This window comes from Stenotrophomonas rhizophila, from assembly GCF_000661955.1.
Classification (GTDB): Bacteria; Pseudomonadota; Gammaproteobacteria; order Xanthomonadales; family Xanthomonadaceae; genus Stenotrophomonas; species Stenotrophomonas rhizophila.
In genome coordinates this window covers 3723373-3749359 of the sequence record NZ_CP007597.1, presented here as the reverse complement: position 1 = coordinate 3749359, position 25987 = coordinate 3723373, and the positions used below count along the sequence as shown (strand labels likewise).

Annotated in this window: 20 protein-coding genes; 8 read left to right on the top strand and 12 right to left on the bottom strand. The window is 68.5% G+C overall.

Annotation, left to right across the window (positions count from 1 at the left end; all coding sequences use genetic code 11):
- The first annotated feature begins 64 nt into the window (after positions 1-64).
- Both DX03_RS16425 and ppc read left to right on the top strand, forming a co-directional pair.
- On the top strand, positions 65-2590 hold the full coding sequence (locus tag DX03_RS16425) for an alpha/beta hydrolase family protein (protein WP_038690478.1): 2526 nt from the start codon (positions 65-67) through the stop codon (positions 2588-2590).
- Between the two features lie 379 nt (positions 2591-2969).
- Positions 2970-5681 carry a phosphoenolpyruvate carboxylase gene (gene ppc, locus DX03_RS16420; protein ID WP_038690476.1) on the top strand — a complete coding sequence of 904 codons (2712 nt, stop codon included), beginning with the start codon at positions 2970-2972 and terminating at the stop codon, positions 5679-5681.
- 274 nt (positions 5682-5955) lie between these two features.
- Here the strand turns inward: ppc and DX03_RS16415 are convergent, their stop codons facing one another.
- Positions 5956-6456, bottom strand: coding sequence for an acyl-CoA thioesterase (locus tag DX03_RS16415; RefSeq protein ID WP_038690474.1), 501 nt, complete (start codon positions 6454-6456; stop codon positions 5956-5958).
- A 147-nt stretch (positions 6457-6603) separates the two neighbouring features.
- The gene (metK, locus tag DX03_RS16410; protein WP_038690472.1) at positions 6604-7815 is read right to left on the bottom strand and encodes a methionine adenosyltransferase; all 1212 of its coding nucleotides are present in this window, start codon (positions 7813-7815) and stop codon (positions 6604-6606) included.
- Positions 7816-8040: 225 nt separating this feature from the next.
- On the opposite strand from metK, the gene DX03_RS16405 reads away from it, so the two are divergent.
- Positions 8041-9123 (top strand): metal-dependent hydrolase, encoded by a 1083-nt coding sequence (locus DX03_RS16405; RefSeq protein ID WP_038690471.1) that lies wholly within the window; start codon positions 8041-8043, stop codon positions 9121-9123.
- Positions 9124-9142: 19 nt separating this feature from the next.
- Here the strand turns inward: DX03_RS16405 and DX03_RS16400 are convergent, their stop codons facing one another.
- The 8 genes from DX03_RS16400 to DX03_RS16365 all read right to left on the bottom strand — a co-directional run bounded on the left by DX03_RS16400 (position 9143) and on the right by DX03_RS16365 (position 17868).
- Positions 9143-10129: a glycosyltransferase gene (locus DX03_RS16400; protein WP_038690469.1), complete on the bottom strand. Its 987-nt coding sequence runs from the start codon at positions 10127-10129 to the stop codon at positions 9143-9145.
- A complete protein-coding gene (locus tag DX03_RS16395) occupies positions 10126-12018 on the bottom strand; it encodes a DUF7657 domain-containing protein (RefSeq protein WP_051598888.1) in 1893 nt (630 codons plus the stop codon). Before DX03_RS16395 ends, DX03_RS16400 begins: the two co-directional genes overlap by 4 nt.
- Before the next feature lie 151 nt (positions 12019-12169).
- Positions 12170-12997, bottom strand: coding sequence for a methyltransferase domain-containing protein (locus DX03_RS16390; protein ID WP_038690467.1), 828 nt, complete (start codon positions 12995-12997; stop codon positions 12170-12172).
- A 39-nt stretch (positions 12998-13036) separates the two neighbouring features.
- On the bottom strand, positions 13037-14056 hold the full coding sequence (gene dusB / locus DX03_RS16385; protein ID WP_038690465.1) for a tRNA dihydrouridine synthase DusB: 1020 nt from the start codon (positions 14054-14056) through the stop codon (positions 13037-13039).
- A 172-nt stretch (positions 14057-14228) separates the two neighbouring features.
- A complete protein-coding gene (locus tag DX03_RS16380; RefSeq protein WP_038692489.1) occupies positions 14229-14975 on the bottom strand; it encodes a SagB/ThcOx family dehydrogenase in 747 nt (248 codons plus the stop codon).
- Positions 14976-14989: 14 nt separating this feature from the next.
- Positions 14990-16327 (bottom strand): YcaO-like family protein, encoded by a 1338-nt coding sequence (locus DX03_RS16375; RefSeq protein ID WP_038690463.1) that lies wholly within the window; start codon positions 16325-16327, stop codon positions 14990-14992.
- The gene (locus DX03_RS16370) at positions 16324-16902 is read right to left on the bottom strand and encodes a hypothetical protein (RefSeq protein ID WP_038690461.1); all 579 of its coding nucleotides are present in this window, start codon (positions 16900-16902) and stop codon (positions 16324-16326) included. Before DX03_RS16370 ends, DX03_RS16375 begins: the two co-directional genes overlap by 4 nt.
- A gap of 51 nt (positions 16903-16953) precedes the next feature.
- Positions 16954-17868, bottom strand: a complete 915-nt coding sequence (locus tag DX03_RS16365) for a hypothetical protein (RefSeq protein WP_185753372.1) — start codon at positions 17866-17868, stop codon at positions 16954-16956.
- Positions 17869-17953: 85 nt separating this feature from the next.
- Between DX03_RS16365 and DX03_RS16360 the strand changes: the two genes are divergently transcribed.
- A complete protein-coding gene (locus tag DX03_RS16360) occupies positions 17954-18529 on the top strand; it encodes a phosphatase PAP2 family protein (protein ID WP_185753371.1) in 576 nt (191 codons plus the stop codon).
- 467 nt (positions 18530-18996) lie between these two features.
- Here DX03_RS16360 and DX03_RS16355 read toward each other — a convergent pair whose 3' ends face one another.
- Entirely contained in the window at positions 18997-19962 is a 966-nt protein-coding gene (locus DX03_RS16355; protein ID WP_038690455.1) for a ribokinase, read from the bottom strand.
- A 26-nt stretch (positions 19963-19988) separates the two neighbouring features.
- Positions 19989-21287 (bottom strand): NupC/NupG family nucleoside CNT transporter, encoded by a 1299-nt coding sequence (locus tag DX03_RS16350; RefSeq protein WP_038690453.1) that lies wholly within the window; start codon positions 21285-21287, stop codon positions 19989-19991.
- Between the two features lie 193 nt (positions 21288-21480).
- On the opposite strand from DX03_RS16350, the gene DX03_RS16345 reads away from it, so the two are divergent.
- The 4 genes from DX03_RS16345 (at position 21481) to DX03_RS16330 (ending at position 25958) form a co-directional block, all read left to right on the top strand.
- Positions 21481-22449, top strand: a complete 969-nt coding sequence (locus DX03_RS16345; protein ID WP_038690452.1) for a potassium channel beta subunit family protein — start codon at positions 21481-21483, stop codon at positions 22447-22449.
- Positions 22450-22699: 250 nt separating this feature from the next.
- A complete protein-coding gene (gene hemP / locus DX03_RS16340; RefSeq protein WP_019182448.1) occupies positions 22700-22897 on the top strand; it encodes a hemin uptake protein HemP in 198 nt (65 codons plus the stop codon).
- Between the two features lie 218 nt (positions 22898-23115).
- The gene (locus DX03_RS16335; protein WP_425598282.1) at positions 23116-25356 is read left to right on the top strand and encodes a TonB-dependent hemoglobin/transferrin/lactoferrin family receptor; all 2241 of its coding nucleotides are present in this window, start codon (positions 23116-23118) and stop codon (positions 25354-25356) included.
- 5 nt (positions 25357-25361) lie between these two features.
- On the top strand, positions 25362-25958 hold the full coding sequence (locus tag DX03_RS16330) for a ChuX/HutX family heme-like substrate-binding protein (protein WP_038690450.1): 597 nt from the start codon (positions 25362-25364) through the stop codon (positions 25956-25958).
- Positions 25959-25987 lie beyond the last annotated feature (29 nt).

Sequence of the window (25987 nt, the reverse complement as noted above, 5' to 3'; positions counted from 1 at the left end):
GGCAGGGGGGCGATCGGCGCCCGGCTGTTAAGGTCCAAGGTTTGCATCAGCACAGGGATCGAACATGACACGCAATGATCGTCGGCGCCGCGCGCGCTGGGGCAGCCTGGTGATGGGCATGGCCTTGCTGGCGGTAGCCCCGCTGGCGCTGGCCGCCCCGGCAGGCAAGACCTCCGCCCCGCCGGTGGCCAGCGCCAAGGGCGAGCAGGGCTATGCGCTGCCCTCGGCCGCGCTGCAGGCGGTGGTGGATGCGCCGCGTGCGCCCACGCTGAGCCTGTCCCCGCGCCGCGACATCGCCGCGATGCTGCAGACCCCGTCGCTGCCGTCCATTGCCGAGGTGGCCCAGCCCGAGCTGAAACTGGCCGGCCTGCGCATCAACCCGGCCACGCATGCCGCCAGCCGTTTCAGCTTCGGCAACAAGCTGTGGCTGCTGAACGTGGCCGACGGCAAGGAGCGCCAGATCACCGGCCTGCCGCAGCCGCTGTCGATCGCCGGCATGGCGTGGTCGCCGGACCAGCAGTACCTGGCGTTCAACCAGGTGCATGCGGCCAGCGGCGCCAACGAGCTGTGGATTGTCGATATCGCCGCCGGGTCGGCCCGGCGCCTGCTGTCGGATCTGAACACCGTGCTGGGCGATGGCTACACCTGGCTGCCCGACAGCCGCGGCCTGGTGGTCACCCAGCAGCGCAAGGGCCAGGGCCCGGCCCCGGCGGCCGGTGGCGTGCCGGCCGGTCCTGCGATCCAGCAGACCGAGGCCGATGCGGGTGTCCGTGCGATCCGGACCTACCAGGACCTGCTCAAGAACGAGGCCGATGCGCGCCTGTTCGATTACTACGCCAGCGCGCAGCCGGTGCGCGTCACGCTCAACGGCGTGACCACGCCGCTGTCCTCCAGCGGTGTCTACCTGGACCTGGACGTGTCGCCGGACGGCCGCTTCCTGCTGGCCGAGCGCGTGCTGCGCCCGTACTCCTACCTGGTGCCGGCCGACGACTTCCCGCGCCGCATTGAAGTGCTGTCGGCCGTGGACGGCACGTTGCAGCACACCGTGAGCACGCTGCCGCTGGTGGAAGGGCTGCCGACCGGCAACGACGCGGTGCCCACCGGCGTGCGCAGCATCAGCTGGCGCGCCGACGCACCGGCCACGCTGGTGTGGGCCGAAGCGCAGGACGGGGGCGACCCCAACCGCGCAGCCAAGGTGCGCGATGCGGTGCTGATGCAGGCCGCCCCGTTCGACACGCCGCCGATCACCCTGGCCCAGCTGGGCAGCCGCTATGCCGGCATCCAGTGGGGGCGCGGCGATCTCGCGCTGCTCAACGAATCGTGGTGGAAAAGCCGCGAAGTGAAGCAGTGGCGCATCGCCCCGGACCAGGCCGAGCAGGCGCCGCAACTGCTGTCGTCGCGGTCCTCGCAGGACCGCTACAACGATCCGGGCCGGCCGGGCCTGGTGCGCGACGTCAACGGGCGCGCGCGCCTGCAGATCACCGCCGATGGCCGCAGCATCTTCCTGTACGGCCAGGGCGCCTCGCCGGAAGGCGACCGCCCGTTCGTCGATCGCTTCGACCTGGACAGCAAGCAGGCCACGCGCCTGTTCCATTCGCAGGCGCCCGGCTACGCCGCACCGGTGGCCCTGCTCGACCAGGAGGGCACCTCGCTGCTGATCACCCGCGAGACCCCCGATGAGCCCACCAACGTGTACGTGCAGTCGCTGGCCGACGCCACCGCCGCCCCGCGCGCGCTGACCCACTTCGCCCACCCGCTGCCGCAGCTGCGTGGGGTGAGCAAGGAACAGATCCGCTACAAGCGCAACGACGGCGTCGACCTGACCGCCACGCTGATGCTGCCGCCGGGCTACAACCCGAAGAAGGACGGGCCGCTGCCGCTGCTGATGTGGGCCTACCCGGGCGAGTACAAGACCGCTGCCGCCGCCAGCCAGGTGACCGATTCGCCGTACCGCTTCAACGCGATCAGCTACTGGGGCCCGCAGGCCTTCCTGGCCAAGGGCTACGCGGTACTGGTGAGCCCGTCGATGCCGATCATCGGCGAGGGTGACAAGGAACCCAACGACACCTACCTGCCACAGCTGATCGCCAACGCCGAAGCGGCGGTGGACGAAGTGGTGCGGCGGGGCGTGACCGATCGCGACCACATCGCCATCGGCGGGCATTCCTACGGCGCGTTCATGACCGCCAACCTGCTCGCGCACACGCGCCTGTTCAAGGCCGGCATCGCCCGCAGCGGTGCGTACAACCGCACGCTGACCCCGTTCGGCTTCCAGGCCGAGGAGCGCAACTACTGGCAGGCCCAGGACGTGTACCAGAAGATGTCGCCGTTCAACTACGCCGACAAGATCAAGGACCCGATCCTCTTCATCCATGGCGTGGACGACAACAACTCCGGCACCTTCCCGATCCAGAGCGAGCGCATGTTCGCCGCGGTCAAGGGCCTGGGTGGAACGGCGCGTCTGGTGATGCTGCCCAACGAATCGCATGCGTACCGCGCACGCGAATCGATCATGACCATGCTGGCCGAAAGCGAGCGCTGGCTGGAGCAGACCGTCGGCCCGGGTACGCCGATCAAGAAGAAGCGCTGAAAAGCACCCGGTAGGTACCGGCCGCTGGCCGGTACCTGAAATGATCGGCACCTACCGGCTGCTGGCCCGTTTCCCGCAATCGGTAATGCCGGCCACTGGCCGGCTCCCCGCAATGCAGGTGACCGGTAGTGCCGGCCGCTGGCCGGCTCCTCGCAATGCTGGACATCACGTGGAGCCGGCCAGCGGCCGGCAATGCACCGGCGCCCGTCAGATATGCATGGAGCCGGCCAGCGGCCGGCAATGCACCGGCGCCTGTCAGATATGCATGGAGCCGGCCAGCGGCCGGCACTACCAGATGTAACTATTTGCGCGACGCAGCATTGACCCGATTGTGGGTTAGGCTTGAGCGGATTCCGTTCCCGAGGCCAGTGCGTCGCAGATGAACGAGTACCGCAGCAGCATCGTCTTTGCCACTCCCGATATTCCCCTGCGCGACGACGTACGCCGACTTGGCGCACTGGTCGGCGACCTGCTTGCCGAGCAGGTGTCCACGCAGTTCTTCGATGACGTGGAACAGGTGCGCACGCGCGCCATCGCCCGCCGCGAAAGCGACGCCCCGTTGTCCGACCTCAACGATGCGCTGACCGGCCTGCCGCCCGAGCGCGCCGAAGCAATGGTGCGTGCGTTCAGCACCTACTTCCAGGTGGTCAACATCGCCGAGCGCGTGCATCGCATCCGCCGTCGCCGCGACTACCAGCGCGCCGGCACCGCCGCGCCGCAGCCCGATGGCCTGCAGGATGCGCTGCTCAACCTCAAGGCGCAGGGCGTGACCCTGGCCGAGCTGGCCGAGTGGCTGCCACGCATCGACATCGAGCCGGTGTTCACCGCGCACCCGACCGAAGCGGTGCGCCGCGCGCTGCTGGAAAAAGAGCAGCTGATGGTCGCCAGCCTGGTCGACAACCTCGACGGCCAACGCACCCCCGGTGAAGCCGCCGCCGACGCCGCGCGCTTCCGCATGGCGCTTACCGCCTCCTGGCAGACCACCGATTCCTCGCCGGTGCGCCCCACCGTGGACGACGAGCGCGAGCATGTCGGCTTCTATCTGGTGCAGGTGCTGTACCGGGTGATTCCGGTGCTGTACGAATCGCTGCAGCAGGCGCTGCTGGATACCTACGGCGAAGACCTGCCGCTGCCGCGCCTGCTGCGCTTCGGCACGTGGGTGGGCGGGGACATGGACGGCAACCCCAACGTCGACGCCGGCACCATCCGGCATACCCTGGACGCGCAGCGCCAGGCGGTGCTGGGCCGTTACCAGAAAGACCTGCTGCAGCTGGCCAGCCTGCTCAGCCAGTCCACCGAGCGGATCGCGGTGAGTGCCGCGCTGCAGGCGCGCGTGGCGCACTACGAACAGCTGCTACCCCAGGTGAAGTCACGGCCACGCCATGCCGACATGCCGTACCGCCTGCTCAACGACCGCATGCGCGCGCGCGTGCAGGCCACCCTGGACGATGCCGACGGCGCCTATGCGTCGCCGGAGGAACTCGAGCACGACATCCAGTTGATCCTGGACAGCCTGCACGCCAACAAGGGCGACCATGCCGGCGGCTTCGCGGTGCGTCGCCTGCTGTGGCGGGTGCGCACCTTCGGCTTCCACCTGGCGCGGCTGGACGTGCGCCAGGAGTCGAGCGTGCACGGCCGCGCACTGGCCAGCGTGCTGGATGGCCAGGACGTTTGGGACGCGGCCGATGCGGTCACCCGCGCGGCCCGGCTGGCGCCGTTCGCCAGCGGCGAGCAGGCGCTGCCGCCGAGCACCGAGGAGGGCGGTCAGCGCCTGGACGCGGTGTTCGCCGCACTGGCCGATGCACGCCGCCGCCACGGTGCCGACGCGCTGGGCAGCTACATCATTTCGATGGCGCACGACCGCAGCGACGTGCTCGCCGTACTGGCCCTGGCCCGTCGGGGCGGGCTGGTCGACGACGCCGGCGCGGTGCCGCTGGATATCGCCCCGCTGTTCGAAACGGTGGACGACCTCAAGCGTGGCACCGACACCCTGCGCGACCTGCTGGCCGACCCGGTCTACCGCACGCACCTGGCCGCGCGCGGGGATGTGCAGATGGTGATGCTGGGCTATTCGGACAGTGGCAAGGACGGCGGCATCGCCGCCTCGCGCTGGGGCCTGCAGCGGGCCCAGGTGGAACTGCTGGAGGTGGCCGCCGAGAACGGCATCCGCCTGACGTTCTTCCATGGCCGCGGCGGCTCGATCAGCCGCGGGGGCGGCAAGACCACCCATGCGGTGGACGCCTCGCCACGCGGCAGCATCGACGGCCGCCTGCGCGTGACCGAGCAGGGCGAAGTGATCCATCGCAAGTACGGCATCCGCGCGCTGGCGCTGCGCTCGCTGGAGCAGTCCACCGGTGCGGTGCTGCGTTCGAGCCTGCGCCCGCGTGCAGCAGAACCGCGCGAGGAACAGTGGCGCCCGGTGATGGATCGGGTGGCGGAGAAAAGCGCCGAGGCTTACCGTGCCTTCGTGGGCCAGAAAGACTTCATGCAGTACTTCCGGCAGGCCACGCCGATCGACGTGATCGAGCGGATGACGCTGGGCTCGCGCCCGTCGCGGCGGTTGGGCGAGGATGCCGCGCTGTCCAACCTGCGCGCCATTCCGTGGGTGTTCGCCTGGAGCCAGGCGCGCGCGGTGATTCCCGGCTGGTATGGCGTGGGCAGCGGCCTGCAGGCCGCGATCGAGGCCGGCCACGCGGACACCCTGAAGGAGATGGCGCGCGACTGGCCGTTCTTCAGCACCTTCCTGGACGACATCGCGATGGTGCTGAGCAAGGGCGACATCACCATTGCCGAGCAGTTCTCGCAGTTGTCCGGACCGTTGCACGGCACGTTCTTCCCGCAGATCCAGCGCGAGCTGGACCTGACCGCCCAGCAGATCCTGGCGCTGACCGGGCAGGACGAACTGCTGCAGCACGACCAGCGCCTGGCGCTGTCGATCCGCCTGCGCAACCCCTACATCGACCCGATCAGCGTGCTGCAGGTGGACCTGCTGCGCCGCTGGCGTGCCAGCGGCGGCGAGGACGACGATGTCCTGCGCGCGCTGGTGGCGTGCGTGAACGGCGTATCGCAGGGCGTGCAGAACACCGGGTGATGGCGGGCAATGCGTACCGACCAACGGTCGGTACCTACCGGGAAATCCATCGCCACGCACGGTAGGCCATGACCGTTGGTCATGGCACGCGATGCCCGACCCCGGTAGGCCATGACCGTTGGTCATGGCACGCGATGCCCGACCCCGGTAGGCCATGACCGTTGGTCATGGCACGCAATGCCCGACCCCGGTAGGCCATGACCGTTGGTCATGGCGCGCAATGCCCGGCAATGAAGGCGGCCCATACCGACCAACAGCCATTACCCGCGGTGGGTTACTCCGGCGACGGCGGGTTGGACGCCAGCAACTCCAGATGGCGCTGCTCCATCTCTTCGCGCAGCTGCCGGCGGATCAGCGCGGCGGCGTGGCGGCGGCGTTCGTCGCTGGTCTCCAGTTGCAGCGGCGGCACCGCGGTGGGTTTGCCATCTTCGTCCACCGCGACCATGGTGAAGAAGCAGCTGTTGGCGTGGCGCACGCTGCGCTTGAGGATGTCCTCGGCCACCACCTTGACCCCGATCTCCATCGACGAGGTGCCGGTGTAGTTGACCGAGGCCAGGAAGGTGACCAGCTCGCCGACCGCGATCGGCTGGCGGAACATCACCTGGTCCACCGAGAGGGTGACCACGTAGCGGCCGGCATAGCGGCTGGCGCAGGCATAGGCGACCTGGTCGAGCAGCCGCAGGATCGCGCCGCCGTGGACCTTGCCGGAGAAATTGGCCATCTCCGGCGACATCAACACCGTCATGGACAGCTGGTTGGATTTGAATTCGGACATGGCGGCAGTGTAGCGCCGGTTGCCCGCCCGGTAGAGCCGACCGTTGGTCGGCTGGGCGGGGTGCCCGAACGACGACGGGCCGCTTTCGCGACCCGTCGTTTTGTTTCGATCAAAGGCAGCCGACCAACGGTCGGCTCTACCGATTGATTATTTCAACTTCGCATCCGCACGCAGGGCGGCGGCGCGATCGGTCTTCTCCCAGGAGAAGGCGGTCGCGTTGACGGTTTCGCCAGCAGCGTTGAGGTAGCTGAAGTCCTTCGGCTTGCGGCCGAAGTGACCGTAGGCGGCAGTCTGCTGGTACATCGGGTGGATCAGGTCCAGCATCTTGATGATGCCGTACGGGCGCAGGTCGAAGTGCTTGCGGATCAGCTTCTCGATCTTGTCATCGCTGATCTTGCCGGTGCCGAAGGTGGTGACCGAGATCGAGGTCGGCTCGGCCACGCCGATGGCGTAGGAGACCTGCACTTCGCAACGGTCGGCCAGACCGGCAGCCACCACGTTCTTGGCGACGTAACGGGCAGCGTAAGCGGCCGAACGGTCGACCTTGGACGGATCCTTGCCCGAGAACGCACCACCACCGTGACGGGCCCAGCCGCCGTAGGTGTCCACGATGATCTTGCGGCCGGTCAGGCCGCAGTCGCCCACCGGGCCACCGATCTCGAACTTGCCGGTCGGGTTGATGTGGAACTTGGTGCCCTTGTGCAGCCACTTGGCCGGCAGCACCGGCTTGATGATCTCTTCGCGGACGGCCTCGATGAGGTCCTTCTGCTTCACGCCCGGGGCGTGCTGGGTGGACAGAACGACCGCGTCGATGGCCGAGACCGCGCCGTTTTCATAGCGCAGGGTGACCTGGCTCTTGGCATCCGGGCGCAGCCAGGACAGCGGCGAGTTCTTCTTCTTGCGGATCTTGGCCTGCTGCTCGACCAGACGGTGCGACAGGTGGATCGCGGCCGGCATGTAGCTGTCGGTCTCGTTGGTGGCATAGCCGAACATCAGGCCCTGGTCGCCAGCGCCCATTTCTTCGGGCTTCTTGCGGTCAACGCCCTGGGCGATGTGCGGGGACTGCTTGCCGATCAGGTTCAGCACGCCGCAGGTCGCGCCGTCGAAGCCGACGTCGGAGCTGTCGTAGCCGATGTCCAGGATCACCTTGCGGGTCAGGGCTTCCAGGTCGATCCAGGCGCTGGTGGTGATTTCACCGGCCACGATCGCCACGCCGGTCTTGACCATGGTCTCGCAGGCCACGCGGGCGCGCTGGTCCTGGGCAAGGATCGCGTCCAGCACCGCATCGGAGATCTGGTCGGCAATCTTGTCCGGATGGCCTTCGGAGACCGATTCGGAGGTGAACAGGTAGCTGGACATCAGGCGTAATATCCTTTGATTCGGATGGAAAGATGGGCGCGAATGATACACGGCAAGTCGCGCCGTTGCATTGTGCGCCACGGGGAGTTGCCGGTGGTTAAGCCCGCGTGCCCGGCGCAGGGGCCGTCAACACGCGATTGGGCCCCAGCGTCGCGGCCCAGTGTTCCACCAGCGTGACAGCCACGAAGCCGCCACGCCGACCTTCACACCCTATACCATCGGCCGATGGACTCCCTAAGCCAGATCGTACTGGGCGGCGCCGTTGCCGCCGTCATCGCCCCCGCCGGCCACCGCCGCGCCGCCCTGCTGGCCGGTGCTGCGCTGGGCACGCTGCCGGACCTGGATTCCCTGCTGCTGGCCTTCACCGCCGCCGACCCGGTGGCGCTGATGACCGAACATCGGAGCTATAGCCATTCGCTGCTGGTGCTGCCCTGGGTGGCCGCGCTGATCTGGTGGCTGTTCAAGCGCTTCGGCCATGGCCGGGTCGCGCAGGCACCGGGGCGCTGGTTCTGGGCGATCCTGCTGGCGCTGGTGACCCACCCGCTGCTGGACGCCTTCACCGTGTACGGCACCCAGCTGTGGTGGCCGTTCACCCCGGCGCCGACCATGTGGTCCAGCGTCTTCATCATCGACCCGCTGTACACCGTGTGGCTGCTGATCGGCTGCGCGGTGGCCTGGTTCGCCCGCGCCCGCCCGGTGGCGCAGAAGGCGCTGGTGGCCGGGCTGGTGCTCAGCTGCGGCTACCTGGGCTGGTCGCTGCTGGCCAAGCACAGCGTCGAGCGGCAGGCCGATCGCGCGCTGGCGGCGATGGGGCTGGGCGATGCGCCCCGCTTCTCGGTGGCCACCCCGTTCAACACGCTGCTCTGGCAGGTGGTGGCGATGACCCCCAGCGGCTACGTCATCGGCGAGCGCTCGCTGGTGGCCGACAACGGCCCGATGCATTTCCAGGGCTATCCCTCCAACGTGCAGGCGCTGCGCCAGGCCGAGGCGGCGGGCATTCCGGCGGTGCAGCGGCTGCAGTGGTTCAACCGGGGCTTCATGCGCGCCCAGGTGGTGGACGGCCGGTTGCTGCTCAGCGACCTGCGCATGGGCCTGGAGCCGGATTACACCTTCACCTTCGCAGTGGCGCGTGCGCAGGGCGGGCAGTGGACCGCCATCGTGCCCGAGCAGCTGCGCCCGGCCTACGAAGGCGAACAGGGCAGGGCGCGGGTGAAGCAGCGGTTCGCGCAGATGTGGGCGCGGATCTGGCAGGCGCCGCATGGTCAGGCGGCGGCCGCCGACAGCGCAGCGGCCAACACCGTGCGCTGATCCGGCGGCGGCCCGCGCGTTAGCGCGGTCGGGCCGCCGGCGGCGCTGCGCGGTTGACCTGGATGGACCGGTGCAGGACCTGGCGCGGCACGTTGGCGATGTCGAAACCGGTGAAGGCCAGCAGGAACTGCAGCCCGGAAATGAGGGCGACCATGACGATCATGATGGTGCCTACCGGGGTGGTGACATCGGCGGATGCCGACGCGATCCAGTGGTACAGGCCGAAGATGCTGCCGAACGCGAGCAGGCCAAGGCCGGCAATCAGCTCCAGTGACGCGATGGACAGGTCGCGCAGGAAGTAGTTGTAGCCGATGCGCTTGAGCGTATTGCGCACATGCTTGAAGGCAAATTCCCCGAGGATGCGGCTCACGCGCAGGTTGCTGGTCTCATCGGCGTAGCGCGCGTCCATGGCGACGTCCTGGACGACGGCCCGGATGGTGTTGAGCCGGAACAGCATGTCGGTCTCGAAGAAGTAGCGGTCGCTGACCGCATCCAGGCGCAGATGGCTGGCCACGCGGGCATGGATGGCGGTGTAGCCGTTGGTGGGGTCGAACACCTGCCAGTAGCCGGACGAGGCCTTGGTCATGAACGACAGCATCAGGTTGCCCACCCGCCGCAGCAGGGGCATGCGCCGGATATGGCTGAGGTTCCAGAAACGGTTGCCCTTGGTGTAGTCGGCCGTGCCGTCGGCAATGGGTGCCACGAAGTCCATCAGCAGCGCCGGATCCATCTGACCGTCGCCGTCGACCTTGACCAGAATGTCCATTCCGTCGGCGATGGCGGCCTGGTAGCCGGTCTTGATCGCCCCGCCGACACCGCGGTTGTGCGGATGGAACAGCACGGTGACGCGCGGGTCAGTGGAAGTGGCCTGGATCAACGCGCCACTGCCATCGGGGCAGGCATCGTCCACGCAGTAGATGGCGGCCACGGCGTCGTCGATTGCCGCCAACACGTCCATGACATGGCGGGTGACCTTGTAGCAGGGGATGACGACAGCGATCTTCACGGCGCATCCCCGACCGGCAACGGCGCCGGCGCGCAGTCGGCCGGCACCTTCCGGGTGCAGGGTTCGGCCAGCATCGCTGCGGCAGGCACTTCCACCAGATCGGCATACATCGACCGGGGCTCGACCACATCGCTGACCATCACGTGGTGGTAGCGGTTGAACGTGGTGTTGAAGGCCTCCTCGGACATCTGCGGGAAGCGTTGGCGGAAGTAGGCCAGCTGCGGGAAGTACAGGGTGTGGTTGACCGCCGGGATGCCGATGCCGGAGAACATCGCCCCGTATCGCCCTTCCACGACCAGCGAACCGTCCGGTGCCCGCTGCCCGCCGCGGGCCTGCATGGACTCGAGCACGGCATCGCGGTCCATGGTGAAGATCGGCTGTGCCGACTGCACCGGGTTGAACAGGCCGTTGATCAGCACGTTGCACAGCATGGCGACCGCCAGCACCAGCGCCGCCGGGTGCGCGGCCAGCCGCGGCCGCCGTGCGGCCAGGGCCAGCACGCCCACGCACAGCAGCGGCCAGGCATCGGCGGTGGCGTGCAGCCGGCTGAAACTGCCGTCCCCGAACGCAAGCTTGGCCAGGCTGCCGACCACCAGCAGTGCGGCCAGCAGCAGCAGGCGGCCGCGGCTCAGGCGCGTGCCGCCCTGTACCAGCACGATCGCACAGCCGATGTTCAAAAGCAGGCCAAACGCCAGCACGGCGCGGCTGGGCGGCACCATGGACAGGCCGGTCACCTTGCCCACGGCCAGCGGCACCGGCAGGAAGACCCAGCAGGCGATCAGCAGCGTGCCACCGACCAGCATTGCCACCGACAGGCGGTTGGCGCGGGCCCAGCGCACCACCTTGGCCCAGTCGGCCAGTACCGCGGTGAACAGTGGCAACAGGCTGCCGAGCACGGCGATTTCGCAGGCGTTGGAATAGTTGAAGGCCGGCAGCGGATAGAAGCCGCGGGTCATCAGGTTGGGGAAGAGGTGGGCCATCAGCGTGATCCAGCTGACGCCACCGCCGGCACTTTCGCGATGCCCGGGGTAGACCGTGTTGCGGATCACCTCGATCGCGTCGTGGAAGTAGCCGACGAACACCGCAAGGGCCAGTGCACCGGCCAGCGCGGCATCGAACAGGCGCGGCAGGGTCAGTGCATCGCGGCGGAATGCCAGCACCAGCACGGCCATGGTCAGCAGGGCAGAAATGATGAAGGGCGGGTAGGCGATGGCCAGCAGCCACACCACCAGCGCGTAGGCACTGGCCAGGATACGCAGCCAGCGGGTGTCGATGCGCAGCCAGGCCACGGCCGCCCACGGTGCCAGCGCGAAGGCGCCGGCGTTGCTGGTCCACCAGACCTGCACATAGGGCGAGAAATACAGCGTGAGCGCGATCAGCACCGCGGCCAGCGGCGGCAGCCGCAGCTGGCGCAGGAACAGGGCCCAGCCGCACAGGAAGGCCATCGACATGAACATGAAGAAGAAGGAATAGGCGTTGGCCGGCGGCAGCACGAAAAACGCCCAGTGGTATGGCTTGAACGGCAGCCCCCAGTCCAGCAGCGGCAACGCCTGGAACGAGCGCAGGGTCTCGTGGTACGGCGAAAACGCGTTGGTCGGACCGAAGTCGTTGGCCACGGCGATCTGCACGTAGGGTGTGTAGACCATCCATTCGTCCATGCGGATGCCGCGCGCCCTGCCCAGCAGCGGCTCGATCGGTGCCAGCCCCAGGTACTCGCTGGCCATCGCGTAGGACGAGGGCGTCAGGGCAAAGACCACATAGAGCACGCACAGCACCGCGATGACCGCCATGCAGATACGCGCCTGGCGCGGATCGAGCCCGCTCAACAGGCCGGTGTCATGGGCGGGCTGTGGGAGCCGGACAGTCCCGGCCAACGTGCGTTCTTTCATGTGGCTTCCCTTCGGGCGCAGAGCTCGGTGCACCACGACTGCAGTGGCAGCACGGCGAGGATCTGGCGCGCGCCTTCCTGGGCACCAACCTGAGGCCGATTCTAACCGGTTGGCTCAAACAGATAGCAGAAGGGAACCACGTAGCGGTGGGTCAGTAAACGGTGGCGCGTGCCTGCACGAACGAGAAGAAGAACACCGCGTTGGGGTCGTTCTGGACCAGGCTGAATTCCCGACGCATGCCGTCCACGGTGTCGCGATCGACCAGCCCGGCCTCCAGCAGCGGGTCGGCCGCCGACAGCAGCAGCTGTTCCCAGAACGCGATCATGGTCTTGCGCCGCGCCGGCTCGCGGTTGTCCAGGTGGATGGTCTTGATCTCGGTGTGCACGTCGCGGAAGCCGCCGGCCAGCAGCAGGTTGCCGAGCTTGGCGCCGACGAACGGGTCGCCCCCGTGGTCGTACTGGAAATCATTGAACGCCATCCAGTAGCGCCAGATGTGCGGCGAGTACGGGTCGAGCAGGAACGAGGCGTTCATCACTTCGGTGATGTACACCGGCGAGCCCGGCGCGAGCACGCGGCGCACTTCGCTGAGCACGCGCGCCGGTGACGGCACATGTTCCAGCACCCAGCACAGGAACGCCGAATCGAACTGGCGCGGGCCGAACGGCAGGTCGCCGGCATCGGCCTGCTGCAGGGTGTACCGCTCGCTGCACCACGGGGTCTTTTCCAGGTTGGCGCGTGCGGTATCCAGCTGCGCCTGGCTCAGGTCCACCCCGGTGACGTGCAGCTCGGGGAAGCGGCGCAGCAGGATCTCGGTCTGCGCGCCGACGCCGCTGCCCACTTCCAGCAGCCGCTGGGCGTTGCTGTAGTCGATGCCGCTGAAGATGCTCGATTCGAACAGACGGGCCTGGGTGACCAGGCGGTGCTGCTCGGTATCGGAAAAACCGTGCAGGTAGGTGGGGGCGGTGATCGGCGGGGTCATGGGAGCAGGGTCACGTAGCGTCGAGCGTGGCTCGGCGGATCAAAGGGCAACGGCAACGTGCGCGTCGGTAGTGGCGTGGGCAAGCGGCAGGCCGGCGGAGAGCGCGTTGAAGTAGTCGGTGGTCAGCGCGATCTGGCTGGCCGCGTCGTCAGCGCGGTTGACCACCGCGCGGAAGGCGGCATTTTCCGGCCGGTCCTTGGCGTACCAGCCCAGGTGCTTGCGCGCGATGCGCACGCCCTGCGGCTCGCCGTAGAAGTCGTGCAGCGCGTGCAGGTGGCCCAGCAGGATGTCGCGCACCTCGTCCAGCGAAGGCGGGGCGAGCAGTTCACCGGTGGCCAGGTAATGCGCCACTTCGCGGAAGATCCAGGGCCGGCCCTGCGCGGCGCGGCCGATCATCACCGCATCCACCCCGGTCACGGCGAGCACGTGGGCCGCCTTCTGCGGCGAATCGATATCGCCGTTGGCCAGCACCGGAATGCGCAGCGCGGCCTTGATCGCGGCGATGGTTTCGTACTCGGCCTGGCCGGTGTAGTGCTGGTCGCGCGTGCGCCCATGCACCGCCAGCGCGGCAATGCCGCTGTCTTCGGCGATATGCGCGATGCGTGGGCCGTTGCGATGGTCGCAGTCCCAGCCGGTGCGGATCTTCAGCGTCACCGGCACGTCCACCGCCTGCACCACGGCAGTGAGGATGCGCGCCACCAGTTCTTCATCGCGCATCAGCGCCGACCCGGCCCACGCGTTGCAGACCTTCTTGGCCGGGCAGCCCATGTTGATGTCGATGATCTGCGCGCCGTGGTCCACGTTGTAGCGCGCCGCGTCGGCCAGCTGCTGCGGCTCGGTGCCGGCGATCTGCACGCTGATCGGGTCCGGCTCGCCGGCATGGTCCATGCGGTGGAGGGACTTGCGGGTGGTCCAGAAGCGCGGGTCGGAGATGGTCATCTCCGAGGCGGCCAAGCCCGCGCCCAGCCGTTTGCACAGCAGGCGGAAGGGCTTGTCGGTGACACCGGCCATCGGCGCCAGCACCACGTTGGGCCGGATGTTGTAGGGGCCAATCTGCATGCGCGCATTGTAGAACGCCCCGGCCGCGCCGGCCGCGCGCGGGGGCTGCCTGTTCAGGCCGATCCGGAAGGGCCTGATGCGCTCCGGTCATGAGCATATGCTTGACCCTTGGTTCCTCCGCCCCCAGTGGACGGGGATGCTGGGGAGTTGGGTGCTGCGACGCCGGCGGTGGTCAAAGCGCCGGACCACACGCATAGGCCAACACGGCCAGATGCCGCTGTGGGTCGAGCCCGAGCAGGGCCAGCACCGCGGCATCCTCAAAGGAGCCGATCGCGCAGCCGGCGGCGTTCATCGCGGCCACTTGCTGCCCGAGCGCGCCCAACCAGACCCCGGCCTCGATCAACACGAAGCGGCCACCGCGCTCGCCGTACTTGGTCAGCGTGCCGGCCGGCTCGGCGATCAGGAACAGCACGGCCGCCGGCCGCTCCGACCAGTCCACCCCAAGCAACCTGGCCAGCGCTGGCCACGCGGGGCAGGGCGCCACCGGCACCAGCGCATGCTGCAGCGGGTCGTACCAGCAGATGCCCTGGTCTGCGGCGATCGCATCGTCGGCGCCGTACAGCGCGGCATAGGCCTGGATCGGATACTTGGCCCCACCGGACGGCAGGCGCCGGGTGTCACTGTCGCCGGGTCGGGCCCGCAGCGGGGCGAGCACGCGGCCCAGCTCCTGCGCGCCCCAGCGTGCGTCACCGAAGCGGCGGCCACTGTGGCGCTGCGCCAGGGCGTCACCGGGATGCACCGGGTCCGGCAGGGCGATGCCGGCGGCCGCATGCATCGGGCGGGGTGGCGACCAGGGGCGTGCGGCATCTTCGGCGATGCGCGTGCGCATCACCTCGGCGCGCGCTGGATTGAGTTCGCCGTTGTGCCAGAACAGATGGAACAGCGGGGCATCGTGCCAGGGGGAGGGCGGTGACGGCATGCGGACCTCGTGCATCAGCCCAACGGATGCGGAAAGGGAGTGGGGAACGCGCCGCTGTGCGGCACGCCGGGGTACCGCCAGGCCACGTCCTGGCACCGGCCGCCGAGGAACGGTGCACGCTCGTCGGCATGCAGGCCACTGAGCTGCGGCGACAGCACCCGCATCACCCGCAGTCCGGCCGCGGCCACATCGGTCGTGGTCAACTCGCGGTAGTACAGCGCAATGCCGGCACTGCCGAGCCGGCGCCGCAGCATGTCCAGCTCGGCAATCGCGCGCGGCGCGGCGGGGCGGACCGCTGCGCCCGGCGGGGGCAGCTTCAAGGTGCTGTCGTCCGCCGCCCGCAGCAGCGGCAGCTGCGGCCACAGCTCCGGGCGCAGGGTGTAGAAGGCGGCATGTTCGTCGAAGCTGCGCAGGGCGGCGGGATCGCGCGGCAGCCGGGCGCTTTCGCGCCCGCACAGATGCGCGGCAAAGGTCAGTGCCTGCTGCCATTCCAGCAGCGCTTTGTGCAGTGCCTCGCCCGGATCGGCGCGGCAGGCGATGCCGAGGACGTAGCGGGGGCGGCCGTCGAACGGCATGCCGCCGGCGACCGCGATCACCGGGTGCGGGTTCCAGTGCTGGGTCAGGTCGAACGCCTGCAGTTCCCCCCCGCGCGCGTCCACATGGGCGTGCCAGTGCGCCGGCAGCGCGATGCGCCGGCCGGCCACGCCATTGAGCCATGTCACTGCCAGCGCATCGCGCTCCAGCAGCTCCTGGGCCGCGCGCAGCAACGCCAGCCACGCGCCATCGCGACCATCACGCCAGGCCGCCAGCCCACTGGACGTTGACGGCACGCGCGCCACGCCACTGCGCGGCCCGAGGCCCACCAGTTCCTGCGGCACCCAGGCCTCGCGGTTGTCATCCAGCGCATGCACCGCGGCGAACAGATCGCCGTCGTGTTCGGGCATCGGCCACGGGAAGCCGGGGGTCGCACGTTGGCGTGTCGAGAACAAGGCGAAGGCCGATTCGTCCAGGCGTTGCGCGGGCGTCAGCGCATCCCGGCGGCGCACCTCGAATCCCGCCTGCGCCGCTGCCAGCCGCTCCAGTGCCTCGGCGACCGCGCCGTCGGCGGCTGCATCGGCATCCAGTGCGACCGCGCCTGACACGCCCTGCCAGGGATTGGCCGGGTCGGCCGGGGTGGCCGCATTGTGTACGCGCCGTCCCTCGAACAGCGGGCCGGTCCAATCGCAGGCGCTGGCGTCGATGGCCTGCGCCGGGCGCACCAGACCGCAGCGCGGACGCGCCGCGCCATGCAGCAGGTGCGAAGACAGCGTGGGCGTTCCGGGCTCCGCCGCATCGACGGCGGAGCGGCTCATTTCATCACGCTCAGCCAGAGCATCATCTCGAGTGCGCCGACGGCGAACAGGCCCAGCAGCAGGCCGATGCCGATGCCGATGCCGCGCCCGAACGACCGCCCCGAGCGCTCGTAGACGAAGGCGTACAGGCCGACGTACAGCCCGACGGCGACGAACAGGCCGAAGATCGGGTTGGCGGTGCCCATGAAAATGCCGCCACCGACAGCTGCCAGCGGCAAGGCGAACAGCCCCAGCAGTATCCGACCCGTGCGGCTCATCCCGACCACCGGCGCGGCCGATGTGGCGGGTGCGGCCAGGTCCGGATCCGGGGCGATGGCCGGTTGCTGCAGCGAGGGCGGTGGCGGGGTGTGGAGGTCGGTGTCCGTTGCGACGGTATCGACCGTGGCGCGTGTTTCGCTGCCGGCGGCGGCGGGCGCGATCGGTTCCAACCCGCCAAGCACCACCGCCGACAGCACCGAGGTGCCGAGCAGGGTCACGATGCAGGAACTGCAGGTGGTCGAGGTTGAGCCCCCGCCTGCGGCGGCAAGGTCCTGGCGCGAGGCACTGGCATCGAACTGGGTCGGCAGGCGATACATACGGTCACTCCATTGACCGAGGCGGAAACGCCCGGCGCGTAAGCCACATTATCACGGGCGCTGGAGGTCCCAGGGCAAGGACAGCGGCGGCGCCATTGCGGCTTCGCCGCCCTGGCAGGCGGGGCACCACGGCAGCCGCAGCACCCGGTCGCGCTCGCCGTGCAGGCGATGCAGGTCGAGCCAGACGCTGCGTTCGAGATAGCCCAGCAACAGGGCGGGCTGATCCAGCAGCGGCGCGACCAGCGCCGCGATGCGCGCCGGCTGCGCTGCGACCGCCGGCATCGCCGGCACGACGGCTTCGCCCCAGCGGCGCAGCACCCGGTTGCCCAGGCAATACACGCAGGCGGTCTGGCCGGGCACCACATAGGGGCCGAGCGCCAGTGTGTGGTGATAACTGATGTCCACCAGCAGATGCGGTTGTGCCGGCATCTGCGCGCGGTAGCGGGCCAAGGCCTGTTCCCAGCCGAGCCCGTGCCGGACCAGCACCCGCAGGTCGGCCTCGGCGGGCGCATCGACGCGCTGCAGATCCGCGCTGGCATGCTGGTCGAAGGCGTCGGTCAACCCGGGCAGGGGCGTGCCGAGCCAATCGAGTGCATAGCGCTGCACCCTGCGCGCGGCCGCCACCGGCACCAGCACACCCAGGCGCATCAACTGGCGGATCGCCGGGCCGCAGTCAGCGTCGTCCTGCACTGCCGCCAGGGTGTCGTTTTCCCAGTGGCCAAGGATCCGTTCGACGACGGTCGGCGTATCGGCCTCATCCACCACGTACACCTCATCGGCGCCACCGGAGACCAGCAGCAGCTGGCGCTGCGCATGGGTCTGCGAAAACAGGGCCCAGGCCGGATTGCGCGTCCAGCGCGGTGCGTCCGCGTGCGGGCCTGCATGTTCCTGACTGCCTGCTGCTGCCACTGCGTACAGTCCCTGTATCGGCGAAAGCGCAAGAATAGCGGCAAACAGGCGGGCCACGTTCTGCTACGGTGCGCGCGTGCCCCTACCGCCTGTTGCCACCGCTCCGGTCCCCCAGCCGCCCTGGCGCGAGGCGATGCTGTGGATGCTGCTGCTCGGCGCGATGTTCATCCATGGCTACAGCTGGACCAACCAATGGGCCGCCAGCCAGCCCCATACCTACAGCCTGCACGGGCGCTGGGATGATGCGATCCCCTTCTGGGCGTGGACGATCTGGCCCTACCTGGCGCTGAATCTGCTGTACCCGCTGACGTTCTTCATCTTCCCGACCCGATCGGCCCTGCGCCGCCATGCGCTGGCCATCGCCCTGGTGCAGGCCGCCTGCATGCTCGCGTTCGTGTGCTGGCCGACCGGCAATGTCCGTGTAGTGCCACAGCCGGATGGCGCGAGCGGGCTGTTGTTCGCACAACTCCGGGCCTTCGAAGCGCCGTTCAACATGGCGCCGTCGCTGCATGCGGCGGTTGGGGTGCTGGTATGGCAGGCATGGCGGCGCTGGTTGCAGGCCGACGCGGCGCCCCTGCGTTGGCTGTGGCACGGTGCCTGTGGCCTGATCCTGGTGTCGACCGTGACCACCTGGCAGCACGATCTGCTGGACGTACTTGCCGGACTGGTGCTTGGGGCGCTGGCGCTGTGGATCACGCGGGCCCCAGTTTTGCGGTAGGCATCGTGCATTCACCGCTCCACGATGAGTACCTGCCGCCTCTCGCGTATGGCCGTGTGTGCAGGCGCCGTTTGGTTCGGCGGGCGTATCCGATCAGGCCGGTCGCGAGCGTGAGGGCCCCGTAGCCGCCGGTAGGCCCCTGGTGCAAATGTCCCCCGGCCGCGGGGCGGCCTCCTCCTTTATTTTGCCCAGGAGCCTACCGGCGGCTACGGGGCTCGGCTTGCGGTGCAAGCGAGAAGCCGTGCTCTTTTGGTGGCCGTTGGCGGGTCGGTCGCTGGGCCCCGATGCCCTTGGAGGCGAAATAAAGGAGGAGGGGGCGGCCGCAGGCCGACGCCGGGGGACATTCGCCGGAAAGGGCATCGGGGCCCAGCGACCGACCCACCAACAACCGCGCCTGCAAAGGGTCAACGCAGGCTTAAAAAAAAGGCCAGCGCGAACGCTGGCCTTGGGATACGCAACCGTGACGCTTACTTGCTTTCGGCATCACCCGGGGTGAAGTGCGGCATCGCCACGGCGGCGCCTTCCTTCTCGGTGGAGCGGCCGGCGAACTGGTTGGCAAAACGCACGTGGCGGATGAAGGCCGCGTCCGGGTCCTGCGCGATCGAGGCGCACAGGGCGCCGTTGAAGGCATCGCCGGCACCGGTGGTGTCCAGTACCTGCACCTGCTCGGCGCCCACCCGGTAGTACGGCTGGGTATCGCCGCGCGGATTGTCTTCGGCGTGGGACACGAACACGCCCACCGAACCCAGCGTCACCACCACGGTGCCGGTGCCGGTGAGCTTGCGGCACAGCGCATGCAGGCTGGCACCGTCGAGCGCGGCCACGTCGTTGGCATCCACACGCTCGCCCACATGGCGGCCGAGCAGGGCGGCGAACTCGGTCTCGTTGGGGGTCAGCACGTCGGCCAGCTTGAGCAGGCCGATGCTGGACGGGGCGTCGGCCGGGGCCGCGTTGAGCACGGTGGTGACACCGGCCTCACGGGCCAGCGCCAGCGCCGCTTCAATGGTTTCCACCGGCGATTCCAGCTGGGCCAACACCACCTTGGCGCCGCCCAGCAGCTCGCGCTGGGCCTGCACGAAGTCCACGCTCAGCGCGGCATTGGCGCCCGGGCCGATCACGATGGTGTTGCGGCCGCGGGCATCCACGTAGATGCCACCGGTGCCGGTCGGCTCGGTGCTGGCCTCGGCGGTCAGCGCGAAGCCGTCCTGCGCGGCCAGGCCACGTGCCATCGCACCGCCGGCATCGTCGCCCAGCGCGCACAGGAAGGTGGTGGCGGCGCCAGCGCGGCACGCGGCCACGGCCTGGTTGAAGCCCTTGCCGCCGGGGCCGGTGCTGTAGCGCCCGGCGATGGTCGCGCCCGGAGCCGGGAGCGACTCGCAACGCCAGACATGATCCACGTTGAAGGAACCGACGACGACGACATTGCTACTCATAAAGACTGTTTCTCAAAGAACGGATATCAGCTGAAATGCGTCAGCACGCCGGCAATGGTCGCCGTCATGAAGGTGGCGATGGTGCCGCCCAGCACCGCACGCAGGCCGAACTTGGCCAGGTCGTGGCGGCGTTCCGGGGCCAGTCCACCAATACCACCGATCTGGATGGCGATGGAGCTGAAGTTGGCAAAACCGCACAGCGCGTAGGTGGCGATCAGGCGGCCTTCGGACGACAGGCTCATGCCCGGCACCTGGCCGTTGACGATCTTGGACAGCTCCGAGTACGCCACGAACTCATTGATGACCACCTTCTGGCCGATCAGCGAGCCTACCGTGGTGGCATCGGCCCAGGGGGTACCGATGACCCAGGCGATCGGGGCCAGCACATAGCCGAAGATGGTCGACAGGTCGGTCGGACGGCCGATCATGGCCTGCAGGCCGCTGATCTCGCCCAGCCAGGTCAGCGGAGCGTTGAGCAGGGCGATCAGGGCGATGAAGGCCAGCAGCATCGCACCGATGTTCAGCGCCAGCTTGAGGCCGTCGCCGGCACCGGCCGCAGCGGCGTCGATGATGTTGCTGGAGGTCTTCTCCACTTCCATCTTGACCGTGCCGCGGGTCAGCGGGGTGCCGGTTTCGGGCACCAGCAGCTTGGCCACCACCAGGGTTGCCGGGGCCGCCATGATGCTGGCCGCCAGCAGGTGCTTGGCGTAGAAGGCCTGCTGCACCGGATCGTTGCCGCCCAGCATGCCCACGTAGGCCGCCAGCACGCCGCCGGCGATGTGCGCCATGCCGCCGATCATCATCGTGATCAGTTCGGACTGGGTCATCTTGGCGATGTACGGGCGCACCGTCAGCGGCGCCTCGGTCTGGCCGATGAAGACGCTGGCGCAGACGCTGGTGGTTTCGGCACCGGACACGCGCATGATCTTGGTGATCGCCCAGGCCATGCCGCGCACGATCGCCTGCATCACGTTGAGGTGGTACATGACCCCCATCAGCGCCGAGAAGAAGATGATCGTCGGCAGCACCTGGAAGGCGAAGATGAAACCGAACTGCTCGGTGTTCATCAGGCTGCCGAAGATGAACTTGGAGCCTTCGTTGACGAAGCTCAGGATCTTGACGAAGCCCTTGCCCAGCGCATCGAACACGTCGCGGCCACCGGGCACCAGCAGCACCACCGCCGCAAAGGCGATCTGCAGCGCGATGCCGGTTACCACCAGACGCCAGTCCACAGCGCGCTTGTTGTTCGAGAACAGCCACGCGATGCCGATCAGCACCGCCAACCCGAACAGGCCGAAGCCAATCCTGCCCAAACCTTCGACCATGAGACTTCCCTTGGGGGTGCCGCGAAAAACGGGAAGCCTATAGCGGCGGCAGGGGCGGGGCAAGGAAAAGCGGCGTCTGCGGGTCGATCGGCCGTGATCGGGCAAGCATCGGCAAGGGTTTGCGGGCGGCGGGCGGCTACACTGGCCGGCACCGTTCCGGCCCGGTTGCGGGCCTGCAGCAGAGGACAATCCCATGCAATACCGACGTCTTGGATCCACCGGCCTGAAGGTGTCGGCCCTGTCCTTCGGGGCCTGGGTCACCTTTGGCGACCAGATCGGCCGCGACGAGGCCCGCAATCTGGTCGCCAGCGCCTGGGACCACGGCATCACCTTCTTCGACAATGCCGAGGGCTATGCGCGCGGCCGGGCCGAACAGGTGATGGGCGATGTGATCGCCGACCTGCGCCTGCCGCGCGACGGCTTCTGCGTGTCCAGCAAGGTGTTCTTCGGCGCCGTGGACGACCCGCGCCCGACCCAGCACGGGCTGTCGCGCAAGCACGTGACCGACGCCTGCCACGCCGCACTCAAGCGGCTGCGGGTGGACTACCTGGACCTGTATTACTGCCACCGCCCGGACCCGGACACCCCCATTGCCGAGACCGTGCTGGCCATGGACACCCTGATCCGCCAGGGCAAGGTGCTGTACTGGGGCACCTCGGAGTGGTCGGCGGCCCAGCTGCAGGAGGCCGTGGCCGTGGCGCGCGCGCAGAACCTGCACCTGCCCTCGATGGAGCAGCCGCAGTACAACCTGCTGCACCGCGAGCGCGTGGAACAGGAGTACGCCCCGCTGTACGCCGACCCGGGCCTGGGCACCACGATCTGGTCGCCGCTGGCCTCGGGCCTGCTGACCGGCAAGTACAACGACGGCGTGGACGCGCAGTCGCGGCTGGGCCAGGAACAGATGGGCTGGCTCAAGGACATGGTGCTGGACCCGGCCGGCAACCGGCTGGACAAGGTCCGCCGCTACACCGCGCTGGCCGACGGCCTGGGCCTGTCGCCGGCGCAGCTGGCCATTGCCTGGTGCCTGCGCAACCCGAACGTCTCCAGCGTGATCCTCGGCGCCAGCCGGGTCAGCCAGCTGGAAGAGAACCTGGGCGCGCTGGACCTGCTGGCGCAGGTGGACGAGGCCACCTGGCAGCAGGTAGAGGCGATCTTCGCCTGATACGCGTCCCGGCGCGCCCCCCGTAGAGCCGGGCTCTGCCCGGCTGGATTGGCCGATCAACCGGACATCCCGGTGGCCCAGCCGAGCAACGCTCGGCTCTAACGCGCGGTTCGTGCGCACCTTGCGATTGATGCGATCAATCGAAAACAGCAAATCAATCATCAATGCCATCAATCAAAGTGAGAATGGTTGTTGATTGTCAACTGAGAATCATTATCATTTGACTCGCCCCTCGCACGAGTCCAGACGAATGAACACTCAAGCTGCTGTACTGCTGCGCCCCGAAACGCTGACCCTCCGCGACCGTCCGGTGCGCGTGGTCCCGCCCGAAGAAGTGATCGACAGCGAAGCCCTGCTCAAGGGACGCCGCGAAATCCTGATCCAGCACGGCGACCGCTTCTACCGCCTGCGCCATACCAGCAACGACAAGCTGATCCTGACCAAATAGAGCCGGGTAGAGCCGACCGTTGGTCGGCTGTCTACCGCCAGGCAGCCCAGCTGCACCGCTACCCGCCCGCGCATGGCCCATCGGGTCCGCACCTCCCCCCGGACCCGGCGGGCACGCCATGCACCACCGCTCTCTCCCCCTCGATTCTTCGTCAGCGGCTTGGGTCGCTGGCGTCGGTCGGGGGTCTCCTTCCGCGTCACGCCAATCGCCCGCCCTCCATGAAGAACCGTCCGACTGCCCTGAGCGCCGCCTTGTGGCTGGCCTTGCCGATGGCCGCGCATGCGGCTGCCGATGCTGATGCTGCACCCGACGCGCGCCAGTTCGATCCCGTGCAGGTCACCGCCACGCGCACCGCACGCGCGCTGAGCGACGTGCCGGCCACTGTCGATGTGATCGACCGCGAGCAGCTGGACAACCACCTGGTGCGCGACCTCAAAGACCTGGTGCGCTACGAACCGGGCCTGTCGGTAACCAGCAGCCCGGCGCGGTTCGGCCTGGGCGGTATCCGCATCCGTGGCCTGGACGGCAACCGCGTACTGATCCAGACCGACGGCATCGCCATGCCCAAGGCCTTCGCGATCGGCAGCTTCTCCGATGCCAACCGCAACTTCACCGATCTGGAAACGCTCAAGCGCGTGGAAATCGTGCGCGGACCCGCCAGCGCGCTGTACGGGTCGGACGCCCTGGGCGGCGTGGTCGCCTTTGTCACCAAGGACCCGGCCGATTATCTGAAGGACGGCAAAAACAGCTACGTCGGCCTGAAGTTTGGCTACGACGGGCAGTGGGACGGGCTGCTGGGCAGCGTCACCACCGCCTTCGGCGGCGACCGCTGGAGCGGCATGGTCAACGTCAACCACCGCCAGGGCCAGGAAACCCAAAGCATGGGCGACCGGCGCAGCAATGACAGCACCCGCACCGCGGCCAACCCGCAGGACCGCGACGGTCGCAGCGTGCTGGGCAAGCTGGTGTTTGCGCCCAGCCAAGACCAGCGCTTCAAGCTGACCGTGGAAGGCAACGAAGACAGCGTGGACACCAACGTGTTGTCGTCGGTGGCGCCCCCTGCGCCGGTGATCGCCGCCGCGACCACCACCGCGATGAAGGCGCGCGACCACCAGACCCGGGCCCGCGTGTCGTTCGGCCACGAGATGGACAACCTGGGCCAGGGCTTCGCCGATGACCTGTCCTGGCAGGTGTACCGGCAGGACAGCGAAACCACCCAGCGCACCTATGAAAACCGGGGCAGCGGCGACAACGCCAGCCGCCGCGAGCGCGAATTCAATTTCGACCAGCGCGTGTACGGCCTGCAGGCGGTGTTCCACAAGGGCCTGCAGACCGGGTCGGTCGAGCATGCACTGACCTACGGGCTGGAAGGCACCTGGACGGAGACCCACCAGAAGCGCGACGGCTTCCAGGTCAACGCCAAGGGCGTGGTGAACACCACGATCCTGCCCGACACCTTCCCGGTGCGCGACTTCCCGATCAGCAAGACCACCGAGCTGGGCCTGTACGTGCAGGATGAAATGCGCTTCGCCGATGGACGCCTGTCGCTGGTGCCCGGCGTGCGCGTGGACCATTACGAACTGCGCCCGGAAGCCGATGGCATCTTCAGCACCGACAACCCCGGCGTGGCCGTGTCGGACCTGACCAAGACCAGTGTGTCGCCGAAACTGGGCCTGGTCTGGCGCTTTGCCGACCAGTGGTCGCTGTTTGCCGGGTACGCGCATGGCTTCCGCTCGCCGCCGTTCAATGACGTCAACCTGGGCTTCACCAATGTGCAGTTCGGCTACACCGCCATTCCCAACCCGGACCTCAAGCCGGAAACCAGCGATGGCCTGGAACTGGGCGTGCGCTTCATCGGCGCGGCCGCGTATGCCAGCGTCAGCGGCTACTACAACCGCTACAAGGATTTCATCGAGTCGCAGGGTTTTGTCGGGTTCAACAACCAGGGCCTGCAGGTCTTCCAGTCGCGCAACGTGGCCGACGCGGACATCTACGGCGCCGAGCTGAAGGCCGGGATCGAGTTCGGCCAGCTCAGCAGCGCGCTGGACGGCTGGTCGTTGAACGGTTCGGTGGCGTGGGCACACGGCCAGAACAAGACCGAAGACGTGCCGTTGTCAACCATCGACCCGTTGCGTGGCACCGTGGGCCTGGCCTTCGACCGCGACCGCTGGGGCGTGGAACTGGTGGGCACCTTCGCCCGGCGCAAGGACCGCCTGCCGCCGGCCGCCGTGGCCAACACCACGCCGTTCGCCCCGGCCGGTTACGGCGTGCTGGACCTGATGGCGCACTGGGACTTCGCGCCGGGCGCGAAGATCAACGTCGGGGTGTTCAACCTCGGCGACCGCCGCTACATCGACTATTCCGGGATCACCTCGTCGCTGGTGTCCACCAGCAGCGTGGCCGATCGTTTCACCAACCCTGGCCGCACCGTGTCGGCCAGCCTAGCCGTGAGCTGGTAGCCGCCATGAGCCGAGCCCTGTCTGCCGTACGTTCGTTCGCCGGTGCACGCAGTACGGCACCGTTGCCATCGCCAACGCAGCTGGCGGCGTTGGGCACCGTGCTGTGCCTGTACCGGCCCGACAGCAGCGAGCTGGGCGGCTGGAAGCACGCGGTGTCGGCCCATGCCTGCCAGGGCATGGACAGCGAGGGCATCCGCGAAAGCCTGTGCTTCGCCGATGCGCGCGGACGCTGCTGCTGGCGGCTGTACCTGCTGCCCGACAGCGATTTCCTGGCCTGGGACCGGCTGGTGACGGCCTTCCCGGCGCGCCCGGAGCCGGTCAACGATGGCGGCGTGGCCGAGCGCCTGTGGCGCCGGCTGGCCACGCGCCTGGGCGGCGAGCCATGGCGGATGTGCGCGCTGCGCCTGCATGCCAACGACGGCCAGGGGCTGTCGGCCAGCCTGGCCTCGCTGTCGGCACTGGGTGCGACGGCGGCGCGGCGGATTGCACGGGTGGAAGGCGCAGACGGTGAGCTGTGGGTCGACGACTGCTGCTGCGCCACGGCGGCGCGCCAGGCGCCGACGCCACTGGACCGCAGTGCGCCGCCGCTGGTGCGGCTGTAACCAACACGATGCGACGCAAGCCAACCTTG

Excerpts from the sequence above, each read along its gene's own strand:
- DX03_RS16425 (WP_038690478.1), top strand. The coding sequence starts at position 65 with ATGACACGCAATGATCGTCGGCGCCGCGCGCGCTGGGGCAGCCTGGTG.
- ppc (WP_038690476.1), top strand. The coding sequence starts at position 2,970 with ATGAACGAGTACCGCAGCAGCATCGTCTTTGCCACTCCCGATATTCCC.
- DX03_RS16415 (WP_038690474.1), bottom strand. The coding sequence starts at position 6,456 with ATGTCCGAATTCAAATCCAACCAGCTGTCCATGACGGTGTTGATGTCG.
- metK (WP_038690472.1), bottom strand. The coding sequence starts at position 7,815 with ATGTCCAGCTACCTGTTCACCTCCGAATCGGTCTCCGAAGGCCATCCG.
- DX03_RS16405 (WP_038690471.1), top strand. The coding sequence starts at position 8,041 with ATGGACTCCCTAAGCCAGATCGTACTGGGCGGCGCCGTTGCCGCCGTC.
- DX03_RS16395 (WP_051598888.1), bottom strand. The coding sequence starts at position 12,018 with ATGAAAGAACGCACGTTGGCCGGGACTGTCCGGCTCCCACAGCCCGCC.
- DX03_RS16390 (WP_038690467.1), bottom strand. The coding sequence starts at position 12,997 with ATGACCCCGCCGATCACCGCCCCCACCTACCTGCACGGTTTTTCCGAT.
- dusB (WP_038690465.1), bottom strand. The coding sequence starts at position 14,056 with ATGCAGATTGGCCCCTACAACATCCGGCCCAACGTGGTGCTGGCGCCG.
- DX03_RS16380 (WP_038692489.1), bottom strand. The coding sequence starts at position 14,975 with ATGCCGTCACCGCCCTCCCCCTGGCACGATGCCCCGCTGTTCCATCTG.
- DX03_RS16375 (WP_038690463.1), bottom strand. The coding sequence starts at position 16,327 with ATGAGCCGCTCCGCCGTCGATGCGGCGGAGCCCGGAACGCCCACGCTG.
- DX03_RS16370 (WP_038690461.1), bottom strand. The coding sequence starts at position 16,902 with ATGTATCGCCTGCCGACCCAGTTCGATGCCAGTGCCTCGCGCCAGGAC.
- DX03_RS16360 (WP_185753371.1), top strand. The coding sequence starts at position 17,954 with ATGCTGCTGCTCGGCGCGATGTTCATCCATGGCTACAGCTGGACCAAC.
- DX03_RS16355 (WP_038690455.1), bottom strand. The coding sequence starts at position 19,962 with ATGAGTAGCAATGTCGTCGTCGTCGGTTCCTTCAACGTGGATCATGTC.
- DX03_RS16350 (WP_038690453.1), bottom strand. The coding sequence starts at position 21,287 with ATGGTCGAAGGTTTGGGCAGGATTGGCTTCGGCCTGTTCGGGTTGGCG.
- DX03_RS16345 (WP_038690452.1), top strand. The coding sequence starts at position 21,481 with ATGCAATACCGACGTCTTGGATCCACCGGCCTGAAGGTGTCGGCCCTG.
- hemP (WP_019182448.1), top strand. The coding sequence starts at position 22,700 with ATGAACACTCAAGCTGCTGTACTGCTGCGCCCCGAAACGCTGACCCTC.
- DX03_RS16335 (WP_425598282.1), top strand. The coding sequence starts at position 23,116 with ATGAAGAACCGTCCGACTGCCCTGAGCGCCGCCTTGTGGCTGGCCTTG.
- DX03_RS16330 (WP_038690450.1), top strand. The coding sequence starts at position 25,362 with ATGAGCCGAGCCCTGTCTGCCGTACGTTCGTTCGCCGGTGCACGCAGT.